Source organism: Priestia sp. JNUCC 25 (assembly GCF_053667915.1).
Genome location: NZ_CM132211.1, coordinates 2985372 through 3000959 on the forward strand (window position 1 = coordinate 2985372; position 15588 = coordinate 3000959).

Consider the following 15588-nt stretch of genomic DNA (forward strand, 5'->3'; position numbering starts at 1 on the left):
TTGAAAGGATGACGCATCATGAATGAAGCAATTCGTACAATTCAAGATCATCGTTCTATCCGTCAGTATACAGACGAAGCAGTAAGTGACGAACATTTAGATACGATTATTCAATCTGCTCAGTCAGCCGCTTCTTCTATTAATGGACAGCAAGTAACTATTATTAGCGTCCAAGATAAAGAAAAGAAGAAAAAACTTTCAGAGCTTGCCGGCAACCAAGCGTGGATTGACCAAGCTCCTCTATTTTTAATCTTTTGTGCAGATTTTAATCGTGCTAAGATTGCAGCTGAGCTTAACGATGCCCCTCTTGGCGTAACCGATGGGCTTGAATCAATTTTAGTCGGGGCAACTGATGCTGGAATTTCTTTAGAAGCCGCAACAGTTGCAGCAGAATCACTCGGTTTAGGTACAGTCCCAATCGGAGGAATTCGCAGAAAGCCGCTAGAAGTCATTGAACTGCTCGATTTACCGGAATACGTATTCCCAGTAAGCGGTCTTGTGGTTGGACATCCGTCAGATCATTCTGCGAAAAAGCCTCGATTGCCACAAGCTGCTGTGCACCATCGTGAAAGCTATAATCACGACTTGAAGTCATTGATTCAAGACTATGATGCTGAAATGGCAGAGTATATGAAAAAGAGAACAAACGGTGCTGATGACCGCAACTGGTCACAAACTGTATCAGCTATTTACAAAACCATTTATTATCCAGAAGTTCGAGCGATGCTTGAAAAACAAGGATTTAAATTCGAATAACCAAAAGCTGCGATGAACATCGCAGCTTTTTTATCTACTTTAACAGCGTGCTGAATAGACTAAAAGTAATACTCAATAAATGAGGTGTTGATATGGAGTTTATTTTAATTTGTAATTTTCTTTTAAGTGCAACCGCAGCGTTTTTATTGGTGCCGGCTTTTACAAAAAAGCACACACTTCACGTAACTTTACTTTCTCTCCTTTTCCTCCTTTCGATTGTCCCGACTTTTCTTCTCGCTAATCCACATATCGGCGTTTTGCCTTGGGCTATTCGAGACGGTCTTCTATTGTTCGCCGCTTTCCTTTTCTTTTATTTAACCTTCACTTTAAACAGATGGAAAAAGCTTTTGTTTTTTCTTCTATTTTTACTGTCGATTGCTCCTCTTTCCTACGTCGTATATGACGACTTCACGCATACGTATATAGATGCCAATATTGGGCTTGGCCTAAGCTTTTTATTGACATGGCTCTTAACAGCTCTGTACAATATTTTGGCTATTCTTCGATTTTTTCGTCAGAAATCTCAGTAAACATATCAAAAGTTAACAAACAAACGAATAGTTGATTTTATTTAGTGTACGCTAACAACTGCACAGTCCTTCTCTTTACATAAAGCTGTGTATACTAAAAAAGGAGTGATACTTGATGAAACGACTATTCGTAATGGCAGCAGTGATTGCCTTCTTGGCACTTAGCCGCATGTTAGTATTTGCCGCTGAAACACCTCCTGCTGCAGATGAGCGAACAGCTCAAAATGCAGAAGTTCGCATCGTTCATGCTTCACCGGATGCTCCGGCTGTAGACATTTTTGTGGATGACAAAGCTATAGTAGAAGGAGCAAAGTTTAAAGATGTCTCCAACTCCTTGCCTTTGTCAGCCGGTTCTCATAAAGTAGAAGTATACGAAGCGAAGACAAAAGGAACAAAAGATTCCATCATCGAAGCTACCCTTGTTGTAGACGGTGGAAAATCGTATACAGTGGCCGCTGTAAATAAAGCGGAAAATCTTGAACTACAGGCTTTCACGAATAATAAGCAAGGAATGGATGGAAAAGCAAGCTTACGTGTTGCTCATTTATCTCCTGATGCTCCTGCGGTAAACGTAGGTCCTAAAGGTGCTGCTCCTTTATTTAAAGATCTGTCTTTTAAAAGCATTTCAGGTTATCAAGTAGTAAATCCGGGTTCGTATGATCTATCTGTTTCCACAGCAGATGGAAAAGAAATACTAAGTCTTCCTGGAACAAATCTTCAAAGCGGTAAAAACTATACGGTTCTCGCAGTAAATACTGCTGACAAGCTTGAGACCATTGTTTTACAAGATAATTAATTAAAAAACGTCATTTCAATTGAAATGACGTTTTTTATAGACTGCGCTGAATGAATTCTTCTTTTTTGTACTCATAGGTAGAAATATCGTTCCACAATCGTTTTGAAAGCTCGTATTTCATACCTTCATATTTTTTTCTAGCACGTTCGCTCGAGCGTAACTGCTCCCTGAAATTAATTCGTTCGTTCCAGTAAGGAGATTCACTGACCGTTACATACACATGACTTCTTCTAGCATCATGTGGAATGAGCCTACGGGCATTTTTAGCTGTCATAATTGGAGGATAGTGTGCAGCTGGAACGCCTTCTTTTAATAAGACAAACATCTCTTTTTCCCCTACATATACGTGAGATTTATTTTTTAATATAGCCCGCACTTCATTTATGTCTTCTTCGCGTTTGACTCCGATTAAAATATCAACGATTGGTGAACCTGCCAATCCTGGAACGGACGTGCTTCCAATATGTTCGATGTCTACTGAAAAGTCTTTTAGTGTATTAAGCAACGCTTCTTTTTCCATTTGATACAAAAGCGACCACTTTGTTTCATACTGAACAATCTTTCGCATATCAGTTTCCACCCTTTCACTTTTTTATACTGTATCATGTTTCAAAATAAAAAGAAAGAATTTTCTAACTATTCACTTTTAGTTTATGCTACGAGCTTTACAGCAATATAGACAGGCTTTTTATTATTTTATATATTTTTGTTATTTTTATTCTAAATGTTTCATAATTGTGGATGTTTCCTCCTCCAAAAGATAGACACGATTTTATCTTCCATCTCTCCTCTATCCTATTCACATCCGGCTGTTTTATACTATTTTACATTTTTTCTAGTATAAAACACGTCCTCAAAATGTCGATAAACAAAGGACTAAATGCTTTTAATATCTCTATATTCCACCTTTAACATAATTATATTTTACATTAATGTAAAATTTTATCGGTAAGGATGGCAGATAGTTCAAATTCATTATACAATTGAATTTCGACATATAGTATGATGGATAATATCGGTATTATGAGATAATAGTAGATTTCACTCAAAATTTTGGACTATTTGCCGATATATGCTTTGTATACCAATAACCTTATGTTGAAATTTGTAATTTGCAAGGAGGAAAAAATGAGTAAAAAACATGTCATGTACACAGCCGTTTCTTCTGTTCTTTTAAGCTCTTCATTGCTTTTGCACTCAATTGATGCAGATGCAGCTGAATCGGCCAAAGTAACTGCTACATCGTTAAATGTACGTGCAACGCCTAGTACAAGCGGTGCTATCGTTGGAAAAATAACGAAGGGAAACACCGTTGATATAGTAGATGAAAGCAAAGGATGGGCTAAAATTACCTATAGCGGTAAAGAAGCTTGGATTTCATCTCAATACATAAATAAAACGCAAACAAACAGTACGTCTACCGCAAATTCGACATCGAAGTCAGCGGTCGTTAATGCGAGCTCATTAAACGTTCGTTCTTCTGCAAGCACAAGCGCATCCATCGTGACAAACTTACCGCGCAATTCAAAAGTAACGGTGGTAAAAGTAAGCGGATCTTGGTCGCAGGTTAAAACGGCATCGGGTCAAACCGGCTGGGTGGCGAGTCAGTATTTACAAGCAGGCTCTGCTTCTTCTGCGCCAGCTAAAGATTCTGGGTCCACATCATCACACTCAGCGGTCGTTAACGCGAGCTCATTAAACGTTCGTTCTTCTGCAAGCACAGGCGCGTCCATCGTGACGAGCTTATCGCGCAATTCAAAAGTAACGGTGGTAAAAGTAAGCGGATCTTGGTCGCAGATTAAAACGGCATCGGGTCAAACCGGCTGGGTGGCGAGTCAGTATCTAAAAGCTGATTCTGGACAGTCTTCACAACCAGCCCAGTCGATTCAAATTACAAAAGCTTCAAATTTGCGCAGTCAGCCTAGCTTAAGTGCGGGAATCATTCGTGTAGCAAAAGCAGGTGAACGATTCAAAAAAGTAGGCGAAACGAATGACTGGGTGCAAATTCAGTACTCTGCAAGTCAAACAGCATGGGTGTCAAAAGGGTTAACAGCTGCGGCTGGTTCTACAACTTCAGCTAGTTTGCCTTCCTCATCTGCTGCTTTAAAAGATAAAATTATTGTAGTAGACGCTGGGCACGGCGGATATGATCCTGGCACTTCAGGCAAGTCATCGATTGAGAAAAATTTAGCGTTAACAACAGCAAAACTTGTGGCAAGCCGCCTAGCTAATTCTGGAGCAAATGTATTTATGACGCGTTCAAACGATACTTTTATCTCACTAAGCGGACGAGTGAACGTTAGTGAAGCAAAGCATGCAGATGCATTTATCAGCATTCACTATAACGCTTCTACTTCATCTTCTGCAAACGGCATCGCATCATTTTATTACAGTGAAGCCAAAGATAAAGAATTAGCAAAATACATTCAAGAAAGCATGGCTGAAAACGCGCCTTCTATGAAGGATATGGGGGTTCGTTTTGGAGATTATTATGTTACTCGAGAAAACAACCAGCGTGCTGTACTTCTTGAACTAGGCTTTTTATCAAATGCTCACGATGAGCAAATTGTTTCTTCTAACGCGTATCAGCAGCAAATATCTACAGGTATTTACCAAGGAATTGCTCGATATTTTGCAGCTAATAAATAATAAAAGCCCTCATAATGAGGGCTTTTATACTACCAGCTTGCTTTTTTAACACCTGGAATTTGTCCTTTGTAGGCCAATTCCCTAAAAGCGATGCGTGACATTTCAAATTTTCTAAGATAGCCTCGCGGACGACCGGTAACACGGCAGCGATTATTTAAGCGGGTTGGTGAAGAATCTCTAGGCAATTTTTTTAACGCTTCGTAATCTCCTTTTTCCTTCAGCTCTTGGCGTAATTGCGCATATCTCGCTACCATCTCTTGACGCTTTTGTTCTTTCACAACTTTTGATTTTTTAGCCAAACTCTTTGTCATCCTTTCGTTTTATCAATTTTTTATTTGAAATACGTAATCATTACGATTTAATTATTTTGAACAAGTTACTTTTTAAATTTAATCATATTTTCTTCATTTTTTCAACTTGTTTGCTTCCACGCTTACATGTAGCCTACCCCCAGGCTGCTGCATAAACATAAAAAAAATGGTATGTCAAATGTAATTAATTCCTGCATCTCCTATATCATACAAAGAGCCCTACATATTCCATATTGTAGGAGGATTTGTATTTACAGATAATATTTCAATAATATTACAGTTCATTTACATATTAATAACTTCGACAAATTTAGCGGTTATCTAGTATATAATCATCTTAGAAATTCCAAAAATAATATTTTGCGTACTCAATAAAATATAAAAGTAAAGGTGATTAAAAAATGAAATCGACTGGTATTGTAAGAAAAGTAGATGATTTAGGTCGTATCGTAATTCCTAAAGAGTTAAGACGTGTTCTTGAAATAGATGTAAAAGATCCTGTTGAAATTTTTGTCGAAACAGATCGAATTATTTTAAAGAAATATGAGCCGAACGGTGCTTGTGCGATTACTGGCGAAGTATCTTCTGACAACGTAACAATCGCAGATGGCAAATTAACTTTAAGCCGCGAAGGTATGGAGTTATTACTTGAAGAGTTAAAACAACGTAATTTCTAATAAAAAGAAAAGCAGCTGCTCATATGCAGCTGTTTTTCTTTTTGTTAAAGTTTTTTCTTCGCCTTCTGAGTTTCAGATGCTATACTCAGAAGCGAAATACATAATAAAGGAGCCTTTCATCATGACAGTTGAACAAATTACTCATCACTTTTTAGCACATCGAAACGTAACTAATGAATTAATCAACAAAATTGAAGCAGGTCACTACGAATACAATCCTGCCCCGACATCTATGTCCGCTTTTGACTTATCTACGCATATTTTAACATCTTTTTATGCATTTGCATCAGTGGTAAAATCCGGTGATTTATCTCCACTTGGTCAAAAAGCTGATTTTAGCGGTAAATCATTATCGGACCTTGCAGCTGAATATACGCAAAAAACAGTAGACGTATTACGTTCACTTAGCGAAGATGATTTAAACAAAACAATTGACACCACTGCAGCGTTTGGAAGAAAGCTTCCCGGAAGTCAACTCTTACAAATGGCCATTGACCATGAAATTCATCATAAAGGAAATTTATACGTCTACGTACGTGAGATGGGTCATACAGATCTTCCTCTATTTGTTCAGTTTGGTTAATGATTATAAAATAGTTCGTGCTTGTAAGCGCTCAAGCTAGAAGTTTGGTGCGCTTTTTCTTTGCAGTTTTCGCCATAATAAGTAAGATATATGGTATAATTCTATCAATAACTTCATATCTACTATTCAAAGCTTGTTTCTTCTTATAAAACGATAGTCATCATCTTTTACAAAGGAGGAATCACTTCATGAGTCAAACTGTTAATCAACAAAAAATTGCTCAAGTGTATCATCTTCCGTTTGTTTCTTCATTTGGAGGAAGTGCTATGAACCTTCTTTCTCCTCAAGCTGGCGAACATATTTTAGATATTGGCTGCGGCACTGGCGAATTTATTTCGCAGCTCAATAAGCTTCATGTCCGTGCAACGGGCATCGATTGCTCTGAAAATATGATTGAACAGGCTCGTCATCAGTACCCAACTTTATCCTTTGAACAGTTAAATGCCCTTAACCTTCCTTATTACGAACAATTTGACGCAGTTTTTTCAAATGCAACTTTACACGACATCCGTCCCCCTCACCTTGTCATTAAAAACATTTACAATGCTTTAAAACCAAATGGCCGATTTGTAGCAGAATTTTGGGGAAAAGGAAACATGGACGAAATTTTCACAGAAATCATTCGTCAATTTAAAACGTTTGATATCCCTTATAACGATGTAGATTTCCCATGGTACTTTCCTTCTGTAGCTGAATATTCTTCTCTTTTGGAATCACAGAATTTTCAAGTCACCACGGCTATTCACTACAGCCGTCCCTTCTTGTTAAAAGGGGAAAACGGCTTGCGTAATTGGCTGGAAACAAATGCAGCCCCTCTTTTTGCTCACGTGACGACAGAAACTAAAAATGTCCTCATTACGCGCTTAGAAAATCGAATGCAAGATAAACTATTTCAAAATGGATCTTGGCTAGCAGAAGCTAAACATATACGTGTACATGCTGTAAAACGAGATTAAAAAATGGACGTGATTCTATTCACGTCCATTTTCGTTAAAGTGCAGCCAATATCCTTTTCCTCGAATCACTTCGATTTCTAAATATGTTCCTATTTTTTTGCGAACCCGGTAAATCAGCGCATTCAGCTCTTCCGCTGCTACTAGAATTTCTCCATTTGACTCTACTCGTTCAGGCCAAATGCTTTTTTTTAATGCTTCTTTTGAAACAAATTGATTGTTGTATTCTAGAAGATAAGCTAAGCACGCGTATTCTTTATCTGACAGAATATACGTTTCCTCTTTTATTTTTACTTTCTGCAAAATTGGATCTAATGTGTAAAATGGCTTATTTATTTGTTTTAGCAAAGGTCCTAAATCGAGGGTTGCATCCATATCATCATTTCTAAATACTAAAGCTGCCTCTTCATTTGCTAAGGTAATGACATCCTGCTCTTTCAATAAACGAGGGGTTCCAGGCTGTAACTCTTCTCCGTTTACTTTTGTCCCGTGTTTACTAAACAAGTCTGTAATGAAAAAGGCATTGCTTTCGTACGTTACTTCAAAATGCTTGCGCGAAATGTAAGCACTTTGAAAGGCCAGATAAGGCTCCCATTCTTCACTGCTTCGTCCGATAATACAGGCTTTATCTTTTGGAATAGGCACGGAAGCTCCTTCATAAAAAGGAGCACCGTTCCGAATAATCAACATACCGTTCATTGTTTGCTCACACTCTTTTTTAAAATTTTCTGACTCTTATCATGTAATTATAACACTCACATTTATTGAGATTTCTTCCAACTTTGGATAACATCATAGTATAGTCAGTTATATGATAAAGGTTGTTGCCATGTAAGTAAACCTTTAGAGCAGTCCTTTTCTAACTGAAAAAATACGTATTCTTTGCCCTGCTGTAATGGGGATACAATTTTTTTGTAAAATAATTTGGTTTTTAGTAACTTTGACATATGTTCTCTCTTTTTAAAGCGGAGTAAAATAGGAAAATACGTGAAATATTTACATAATGGAGGAAGACCAATGGGACGTTTGCCAAAAGATAGAGAAATTCAAGCGATTAAACGACGCGTTGCACTGGTATTGTTAATTATTGGATCATTTATTTTAACAGGTGCTAGCTTTAGCATTTATTGGTTTATGATGTTAAAAATATAAGATTTTTTTATAAAATAAAGAAAAAAGACATGGTTTTGTTTCCATGTCTTTTTTAGGTTTATTCTTTCTCAGACACTCCAGCAGATTGAAACGTAGCCATATTGGCAATCATCAGTGAAGCCGAGTGCAGCAGCGGAAATGTAACAGCAGCTCCACTTCCCTCACCTAAACGAAGATTGAGGTTGAGGAGCGGTTTCTTGCCAAGAAGCTTCATTGCACACGCATGGCCTTGTTCAACAGATTCGTGACTAGCAAACATATAGTCTCTTGCTTGTGTATTGATTTCTGTTGCTAGAAGGGCTGCAACTGTACAAATAAAACCATCTACTAAAATAGGAATACGGTGAGCAGCTGCCGCCAGCATAGCACCTGTCATCCCGGCAATTTCAAGACCCCCTATTTTACTAATAATATCAATCGGATCCTGAGGGTTAATGTGCCTGTTTTGCAGCGCTTCTTCAATCACGTTCACTTTGTGGCGCAGTTGTTCATCAGAAATCCCTGTGCCCATTCCCGCAAGCTTAGAGACTTTTTCTCCTGTCAATACAGCTAAAATAGCCGTGCTTGACGTAGTATTTCCGATGCCCATTTCTCCTACAATCAAACATTTAATTCCTTGGGCAATAAACTCTTCAGCTTCTTCATATCCGACTTGAACAGCCAGTTCTGCCTCACTGCGCGTCATCGCGTCTTCTTTATAAAAACTTGCTGTCCCCAGCTTCACTTTGCGTTGTACAAGGTCCTTATGGGAAAGGTCAGAAGCAATGCCGATGTCAATCAGTTTGAACTGTGCATCTATTTGCTGACTAAACACGTTAATAGCTGCTCCTCCCTGCAAAAAATTCAGCGCCATTTGTGCCGTTACGTCTTGCGGATAAGCTGAAACTCCTTCTTTTACAATTCCATGATCGCCTGCAAAAACGAGGACTCCTGGCGGCGTGACTGTCGGAAAAACTTCCCCGGTCATGGCCGCTAATTCCACTGCTATTTCTTCGAGTCTTCCAAGGCTTCCTATCGGTTTGGTTAATGTATCAATATAGCGTGCCGCTTTTTCGCCAGCGCTTGTTTGAAGCGCTGGAATATAAACGTTTATCATATGTACAGCTCCTTTATTTCAGCAAATGTCTACCGTTTAATTTAACAGGATTTTGTTTATTCTGGCTAGTCTTTTTTAAAATAGATAATTGGATAGAGTTCCCAAGACTTAGTTATACTAGTAAGAGTTGCGTATAGGCAGTATTTTGAAAGGAAAGATTTTATGACAACGAAACAGCACAAAAAGGAAAAGGCAGGTCGGCTCATTTATCGCTACATTATGATGTTAATTGGGGCTTCCTTGGCTGCCGTTTCTATCGAATTATTTTTAGTCCCAAATTCCGTAATTGATGGCGGTATTATCGGTATTTCTCTAATTTTAGTTTACTTAACGAAATTGCCGTTCAGTCTTCTTATCATCATCTTTAATCTCCCTTTTTTATATAGTGGATACAAACAAATTGGTCGTAACTTCTGCTTTTCATCTATGTTTGCAGTTGTTGCTTTATCCATTGTAGAATCTCAATTGCACCATGTTCCAGCTGTAACATCTGAACCGCTTCTTGCTACTGTATTTGGCGGGCTACTGTTAGGAGCAGGTGTAGGAACGGTCATTCGTCACGGCGGAGCGTTAGACGGAACTGAGATTTTAGGTATTTTATTAACAAAAAAAATCCCGTTTTCTGTGGGCGAATTTGTGATGTTTTTAAATATCTTCATTTTTGCTTGGGCAGGGTTTGTGCTAGGTTGGGAACAGGCCATGTACTCGATCCTTACGTACTATATTGCTTCTAAAACAATCGATGCGATTATTCAGGGTCTTGATGAAACAAAAGCAGCCTTTATTGTTTCAAATCACTACGAAGAGCTGTCAGATGCTATTACACATCGTCTAGGACGCGGCGTTACAAAGCTTTACGGTAAAGGCGGATTTGAAGGTACAGAAAAAGAAGTCATATACGTAGTTGTGACGCGTTTAGAAATTACCAAGCTTAAAACCATTATTTCCGAAATAGATCCGCATGCATTTACAACCATTATGGATACCCAAGAAGCGCATGGCGGCAAATTCAAATCAGCCATCCACTAACTTATACATAAGCGTGGATTTCTTTGAGCATGCTAATAGCTGACTACCCGTAAAGGAGCTCACCATAATGAAAGAACAAATGTCCAACTTATTTCACCAATTAAAACAGTCGGTTTCCGATGTATCTGATAAGTTATATGACAAAGTACATACGCTGCAATCATCACCAGGAGTGAGTGCGTTTGAACTGTATGAATGGATTAAAGAAAACCCAAGCACAAGCGTACAAAAGCAAACGCTGCTCGGGATGTCGTACTCTTTCTATACACTCCACGTAGACGGCGTTTTTTTCTATATGGAAACGAATTATGATTATTTACTTTACATGACTATTTATAGTCCAACACGTCATTATTTCACCTATCATTCTTACAGAGATTCTTTATCAACAGTGACTCCCTTGACGTTTCCTATTCTTAAATCATAAAAAGCTCCTCAATCGAGGAGCTTTCTTTATATGGTTATCTTCCTTTTCGGACTTTAAAGATAAACAGCGCAAGTAAAAAACCGCTCGTTGCAGTTACTATTTTCCACGCGTTTAAGATTGGATTTTTTTTCAAGGTCCTGCTCCTTCCTTGCGGCTATACTAAAAATAGGATGGCCGCCTTTCAAACAGCTAGTCCAACTTCCCCCTACTATTGATACGATCATCTAACATATAGCCCACCGACATTTTCATCAATTTCACTTTTCATACTATAACATATTTTTGCCATTTAGTAGAAGTCTTAAAAGTAAAAGCTGCACTTCTCTTAAAAAAAACGGTATTGAACCCCTGCATTTTCTTTACCGTTCATTTTTTGATAAAGGTTTTGAGCAACTTTATTTTCACTGCTGCACTCAGCGGTCATACCTGCAAACTCATACTTTTGAGAATAGGCAAGGCAGATCTTAAACAAACGTTCACCAATTTTATTTCCTCTGTTTAAAGGAGATACGTACAAGTCTTTTAAGATGGCTGTTTCTTTAAAATAATAGGTGCTCCACGATACGTACACCGTCGCAAAACCTACTAGTTTCCCTTCCAATTCAGCAACAAACTGGATACCATAGGAAGGATTATTCAATAAGCGCTTAATATGTAAAGTTAAAGCTTTCCGGGAAGGGGCAGGCTGCTCACAGAATTTTACTATATATTCTTGCATTAACGTAGCCAGTCGCTCTCGATCAGTTTCAACCGCCTGTCGAATGACAACCATTTAATCACTCCTTTTAGCTCAACGCTTTTAGCTCAACGCTCTTAACATAATTCGATAACCATACTTTTTTTCCTTTCGTTTTCGTGAAAAGCTCCCTACTTTTACATAAGGGATATTTAAAGCAAACAACCTTATATGGCTTATGGTTGAGGAGAGAAAATACAATGTTTTAAAAAAGGTTGCAAATAGCAACCTTTTTTAGTTAGCAAGCGCATAATTTCGTAAGAATAAACCTACACAGCCGCTGATTACAATCAGTCCTCCTGCTGTTAGAAACGCCGCCGTCACATTTAGCGAAGCAACAGCTCCAAGCAGCAGCACCGAAAGCCCAAACGTAACATATGAAACGCTAAGCGTAGCGGAAAGTACCTTAGAAAGCTTTTCTAAAGGAACGGCCGTTTGTGTAAGCGTGTAAGAACACGTAGCGCTTATTTGAAGGGCAATACCAATAGCAAAACTAAGTAAAAGTGAAAGAAAAGGAGCAGGCATCACTCCGAACAATAATGTAAAGAAACCTGATAAAAGACTGCCTAATGTTACGATATGATAAAGACTTTTCTCTTGTTCAACTGAAATCTTCAACAAAACGAAACCTCCAAGAACCGTTCCAACAAAAAAACTGCTGTTGATATATCCCCACCAAGCTTCATTTTTATTTAATATCTCTTTCACAAACACGTAGACAATTGCTGATGCCCAAACGCCGGCAGCCATCCCTTCTAAAACCTCCATGACTAATAAAACCCGCAGGCGCGGATAATGCCAAATTAGCTTCCATCCCTCTTTTAACCCTTGTTTTTGCTTCGTTTTAGAAGAATGAGCGTTAATGCGAATGGACTGCATAAATACGATTGACAAACTGAATAACGAAAATGACAGCCATAAAAGGCCAGTAGCATCCCAGCTAATGATCAGAAAGCTTCCAAGCGGATAGGCTGCAATTTGAATCGTTTGATCGGTGACATTAAACATACTGTTCCATTTCAACAGCTTCTCTTTATCTACTAAATGAGGAAGCATAGAGCTTTGAACCGGAGCTGCCCACCCATCGAAAAAAGCAATAAGCGCCACGCAGCACAGCATGCTGATAAGCGACATATGCCACAAGAAAAACATAGACAAAACACTGGTTTTTAACAGCTGAGACACAACAAGAATACGCTTAGCCCTGTAGCGATCTATAAGAAAAGGCACAGTAAAACTGCTCAAAAACTTAGCAGTCGTAATGGTAAACGGAATGCATGAAAGCAGCACGGGAGAACTATTTTGAGCATAAAGAATGCTGATTAACGCAACAATATATAATACATCTGCTAAATCGGCTTGACTTTGACCAAACCATAAAAAATTACGGAACGATTTTTCACGACAATCCCTCTTTCTTTTTAGTATGACTGAAAAGAAAGAGAATCCTACACGTAATCAACCCCTTTATATAGCGGCTTGCTTTTATCGACTTATTACAATCGTATGCTTTTTACCGAACACAACTTTTTTATATATTAAAAATACAAACAGTTAAACAGTATCGTAAAAAATCAAGAAATTGTCGTGAAAACGAAGTTAGATTAACTATAGAATATCAGAGTTATAGAATCAATACTTTTTACATAATTTTCTTTTTGCTTCTAAATAACCCAAGCTTGCCATATATATAGATGAACGATTACTCCTATTAAAATTTAACGTATAGGGTGAGGAATATTTTTTCGAGAGTGGTTTCGATTTGCTGTGGCAGCTTATTAATTGGACTAGGGCTAAACGGATTTATTGCTCCGTATCACTTACTAGACGGTGGACTTATAGGATTTGGGCTTATCGTATATTATGTGTTTGGAACTCCTATCGGAATGTCCATTTTCTTTTTGAACGTACCTGTCTATTTATATGCTTTTTTTCGTCATCGTCAAAACTTTTTTTATGGAAGTATAGGTTTATTTGTTTCTTTTTTTATGACAGAATGGCTGTCTATTCTCGAAGGCACGCTGGAGCTTCCTTTGCTCTTTAGCTCACTGCTTGGAGGCGCACTCGTAGGAATGGGAATAGGACTGATGCTTCGCTACGGCATCAGTTCGGACGGGCTTGATTTAATTGCCATTATTGTATCAAAAAAATGGAAAATCAATATAGGAATAACCATTTTTATCTTAGACAGTACGATTATGATAGTGGGCTTACATATTATCGGATTTACTGCTTTTTGCTACTCCATGCTTGTTATTACGATGAGCAGCATAATGATTATGCTCTTTACTTCTCCGCGATGGCTGTCTTCATAAAAAAAACGCTGGAACTTCCAGCGTTTTTTTATCTGTTTCCGACTATCATATTTATGTGATTATGGAGAACCGTAATCGTTGAAGGTGTCGTCGTTTCTTTTTCTCCATCACAATCTACCGTTTTTTCAGGAGTAGTTTCAATATGAACTTCTTTTGCACGAAAATGCATAAGGTTGCTTTCAGGGTTAAGCTGTTCCTCATCAGGGCTTGTTTGTAACCATGCCATAACCGGCTCGATTCCCATTTCTTTAATAACGAATACATCTAATAATCCGTCTTGAAATGAGCTGTTTCCTAGCATAGCGCGAGTTCCTCCTAAAAAGGGACCGTTTCCAATTAACACCATAACAGCTTCTCCTTCATAGGAAGCTTTTTCGCTCGTCATTTTTAATTGAAAAGGCTCTGCTTGATTTAAAGTTCTACCTACGCTCATGTAATAAGAGAGCTTACCAAATTTCTCTTTATTTTCTTCTAAAATATTTTCAGATACATCAGCTACGAGGCCGATTCCCCAAAAGTTTAAAAAATAATCTTCGCCATGTTTTCCAACATCCACTGCCTCCGTCTGCTTTTCTATAATTTGCTCCACCGCTTTTAAAGGATTTTGATTCATTCCAATTGCACGCGAAAAGTCGTTGCACGTTCCTCCAGGTAAAATAGCAAATACAGGACGTTGCTGCAGCGGAGCAAGAGCGTTGATGAGCTCATAAATTGTCCCGTCTCCTCCTGCTCCAATAATGACATCCGCTTTGCCTTCCAATTTTCTTACCAGATCGGCACCATCTCCAGGTTGCTCTGTTTTATATAAAGTAACCGTCTCAAATGCAGTGTTTAACCGATCACATATAAAGTCAATTTCATTTACTAATTTTTTGTTTCCTGCGTTTGGATTCAAAATCACTGCTGCTTTCATCTTTCTCTCTCCTCTATTCATATCTTCCGTTTCACTTTTTTTCCCTTTCTCTTTAAAAAACAAACCTTTTCAAATATGAACGTTTTATGAAACCATTCCAATAGTACTTTTTTTACTTTCAAAACCTGCTATAATAATTTTCGGACTTGTATTAACAAAAGATGGTTATTGAGAGGAGCTTTCTATACGTGTCAATAAAATGCATGACGCAGCTATTTGCAAGTTGTTTTGTTTTTTTACTTTCCTCAGTCGCTACTTGGTATAACGACTCTTCGATGCTTGAAGGACCTTTATCAGCTAGTTTGACCGGAGGGCTAACAAAGTCCTCGGCGGTTCATCACTATTCTCACATCGATTATTTGTTATATACAATTAAATTCCACCCTCAGTTTCCAATTATGATGATGGTGAGCGGAATTTATTTGATTGTATTACTATCTATTATTGGCTTCAAAAAGCGTTATGGATTGATTAGTTCCTGCTGTTTATGTATCACAGCTCTCTTATGCTACAGCAGCTATAAACTTTCACATACCCCTACCGAAGGTGAGCACGCCATGATTACCTCTAGCTTAGCTGCAGCAAGTTTATGCTTAGCAGTCGGATTATTCTATTTATTAAAGCGATTTTATTCTCAAAAAGAATATATTTAACCATATGAAAAA

The 15588-nt window shown here is 38.1% G+C and carries 19 protein-coding genes; 12 read left to right on the forward strand and 7 right to left on the reverse strand.

What is annotated here, in order from left to right; translation table 11 throughout:
• Window positions 1-18: 18 nt before the first annotated feature.
• From nfsA to JNUCC25_RS15255, 3 genes are all read left to right on the forward strand, one after another.
• Complete coding sequence (gene nfsA / locus JNUCC25_RS15245) at window positions 19-756, forward strand: oxygen-insensitive NADPH nitroreductase (RefSeq protein WP_013057730.1); 738 nt, start codon at window positions 19-21, stop codon at window positions 754-756.
• A gap of 92 nt (window positions 757-848) precedes the next feature.
• Window positions 849-1286 carry a hypothetical protein gene (locus tag JNUCC25_RS15250; RefSeq protein ID WP_064471842.1) on the forward strand — a complete coding sequence of 146 codons (438 nt, stop codon included), beginning with the start codon at window positions 849-851 and terminating at the stop codon, window positions 1284-1286.
• 115 nt (window positions 1287-1401) lie between these two features.
• The gene (locus tag JNUCC25_RS15255) at window positions 1402-2082 is read left to right on the forward strand and encodes a DUF4397 domain-containing protein (RefSeq protein WP_064471843.1); all 681 of its coding nucleotides are present in this window, start codon (window positions 1402-1404) and stop codon (window positions 2080-2082) included.
• Window positions 2083-2116: 34 nt separating this feature from the next.
• On the opposite strand, the gene JNUCC25_RS15260 is transcribed toward JNUCC25_RS15255, so the two are convergent.
• The gene (locus JNUCC25_RS15260) at window positions 2117-2650 is read right to left on the reverse strand and encodes a GrpB family protein (protein WP_064471844.1); all 534 of its coding nucleotides are present in this window, start codon (window positions 2648-2650) and stop codon (window positions 2117-2119) included.
• A gap of 560 nt (window positions 2651-3210) precedes the next feature.
• Between JNUCC25_RS15260 and JNUCC25_RS15265 the strand changes: the two genes are divergently transcribed.
• Entirely contained in the window at window positions 3211-4731 is a 1521-nt protein-coding gene (locus JNUCC25_RS15265; RefSeq protein WP_029322688.1) for an SH3 domain-containing protein, read from the forward strand.
• A gap of 29 nt (window positions 4732-4760) precedes the next feature.
• Here JNUCC25_RS15265 and rpsN read toward each other — a convergent pair whose 3' ends face one another.
• Entirely contained in the window at window positions 4761-5030 is a 270-nt protein-coding gene (gene rpsN, locus JNUCC25_RS15270) for a 30S ribosomal protein S14 (RefSeq protein WP_013057735.1), read from the reverse strand.
• 413 nt (window positions 5031-5443) lie between these two features.
• On the opposite strand from rpsN, the gene JNUCC25_RS15275 reads away from it, so the two are divergent.
• From JNUCC25_RS15275 to JNUCC25_RS15285, 3 genes are all read left to right on the forward strand, one after another.
• Window positions 5444-5719 (forward strand): AbrB/MazE/SpoVT family DNA-binding domain-containing protein, encoded by a 276-nt coding sequence (locus JNUCC25_RS15275; protein ID WP_013057736.1) that lies wholly within the window; start codon window positions 5444-5446, stop codon window positions 5717-5719.
• A 121-nt stretch (window positions 5720-5840) separates the two neighbouring features.
• Complete coding sequence (locus JNUCC25_RS15280) at window positions 5841-6302, forward strand: DinB family protein (protein WP_029322691.1); 462 nt, start codon at window positions 5841-5843, stop codon at window positions 6300-6302.
• A gap of 188 nt (window positions 6303-6490) precedes the next feature.
• On the forward strand, window positions 6491-7258 hold the full coding sequence (locus JNUCC25_RS15285; RefSeq protein ID WP_013057738.1) for a class I SAM-dependent methyltransferase: 768 nt from the start codon (window positions 6491-6493) through the stop codon (window positions 7256-7258).
• A 15-nt stretch (window positions 7259-7273) separates the two neighbouring features.
• On the opposite strand, the gene JNUCC25_RS15290 is transcribed toward JNUCC25_RS15285, so the two are convergent.
• Window positions 7274-7954, reverse strand: a complete 681-nt coding sequence (locus JNUCC25_RS15290) for an FHA domain-containing protein (protein ID WP_029322694.1) — start codon at window positions 7952-7954, stop codon at window positions 7274-7276.
• A 318-nt stretch (window positions 7955-8272) separates the two neighbouring features.
• On the opposite strand from JNUCC25_RS15290, the gene JNUCC25_RS15295 reads away from it, so the two are divergent.
• Window positions 8273-8407: a hypothetical protein gene (locus tag JNUCC25_RS15295; RefSeq protein WP_013057740.1), complete on the forward strand. Its 135-nt coding sequence runs from the start codon at window positions 8273-8275 to the stop codon at window positions 8405-8407.
• 58 nt (window positions 8408-8465) lie between these two features.
• Here JNUCC25_RS15295 and cobT read toward each other — a convergent pair whose 3' ends face one another.
• Window positions 8466-9503, reverse strand: coding sequence for a nicotinate-nucleotide--dimethylbenzimidazole phosphoribosyltransferase (cobT, locus tag JNUCC25_RS15300; protein WP_029322696.1), 1038 nt, complete (start codon window positions 9501-9503; stop codon window positions 8466-8468).
• A gap of 162 nt (window positions 9504-9665) precedes the next feature.
• On the opposite strand from cobT, the gene JNUCC25_RS15305 reads away from it, so the two are divergent.
• Together JNUCC25_RS15305 and JNUCC25_RS15310 are read left to right on the forward strand one after the other, a co-directional pair.
• Window positions 9666-10532, forward strand: coding sequence for a YitT family protein (locus JNUCC25_RS15305; RefSeq protein WP_013057742.1), 867 nt, complete (start codon window positions 9666-9668; stop codon window positions 10530-10532).
• A 67-nt stretch (window positions 10533-10599) separates the two neighbouring features.
• Window positions 10600-10959 (forward strand): hypothetical protein, encoded by a 360-nt coding sequence (locus JNUCC25_RS15310; protein WP_029322698.1) that lies wholly within the window; start codon window positions 10600-10602, stop codon window positions 10957-10959.
• A 325-nt stretch (window positions 10960-11284) separates the two neighbouring features.
• Here JNUCC25_RS15310 and JNUCC25_RS15315 read toward each other — a convergent pair whose 3' ends face one another.
• Window positions 11285-11731 (reverse strand): GNAT family N-acetyltransferase, encoded by a 447-nt coding sequence (locus JNUCC25_RS15315; RefSeq protein WP_013057744.1) that lies wholly within the window; start codon window positions 11729-11731, stop codon window positions 11285-11287.
• 198 nt (window positions 11732-11929) lie between these two features.
• Window positions 11930-13123: an MFS transporter gene (locus JNUCC25_RS15320; RefSeq protein WP_366557425.1), complete on the reverse strand. Its 1194-nt coding sequence runs from the start codon at window positions 13121-13123 to the stop codon at window positions 11930-11932.
• Between the two features lie 323 nt (window positions 13124-13446).
• On the opposite strand from JNUCC25_RS15320, the gene JNUCC25_RS15325 reads away from it, so the two are divergent.
• Window positions 13447-14010 (forward strand): YitT family protein, encoded by a 564-nt coding sequence (locus JNUCC25_RS15325; protein WP_029322703.1) that lies wholly within the window; start codon window positions 13447-13449, stop codon window positions 14008-14010.
• 28 nt (window positions 14011-14038) lie between these two features.
• Here the strand turns inward: JNUCC25_RS15325 and JNUCC25_RS15330 are convergent, their stop codons facing one another.
• Window positions 14039-14923 (reverse strand): diacylglycerol/lipid kinase family protein, encoded by an 885-nt coding sequence (locus JNUCC25_RS15330; protein ID WP_025751162.1) that lies wholly within the window; start codon window positions 14921-14923, stop codon window positions 14039-14041.
• Between the two features lie 188 nt (window positions 14924-15111).
• Between JNUCC25_RS15330 and JNUCC25_RS15335 the strand changes: the two genes are divergently transcribed.
• Window positions 15112-15576 (forward strand): DUF4306 domain-containing protein, encoded by a 465-nt coding sequence (locus JNUCC25_RS15335; protein WP_253880584.1) that lies wholly within the window; start codon window positions 15112-15114, stop codon window positions 15574-15576.
• Window positions 15577-15588: the final 12 nt, after the last annotated feature.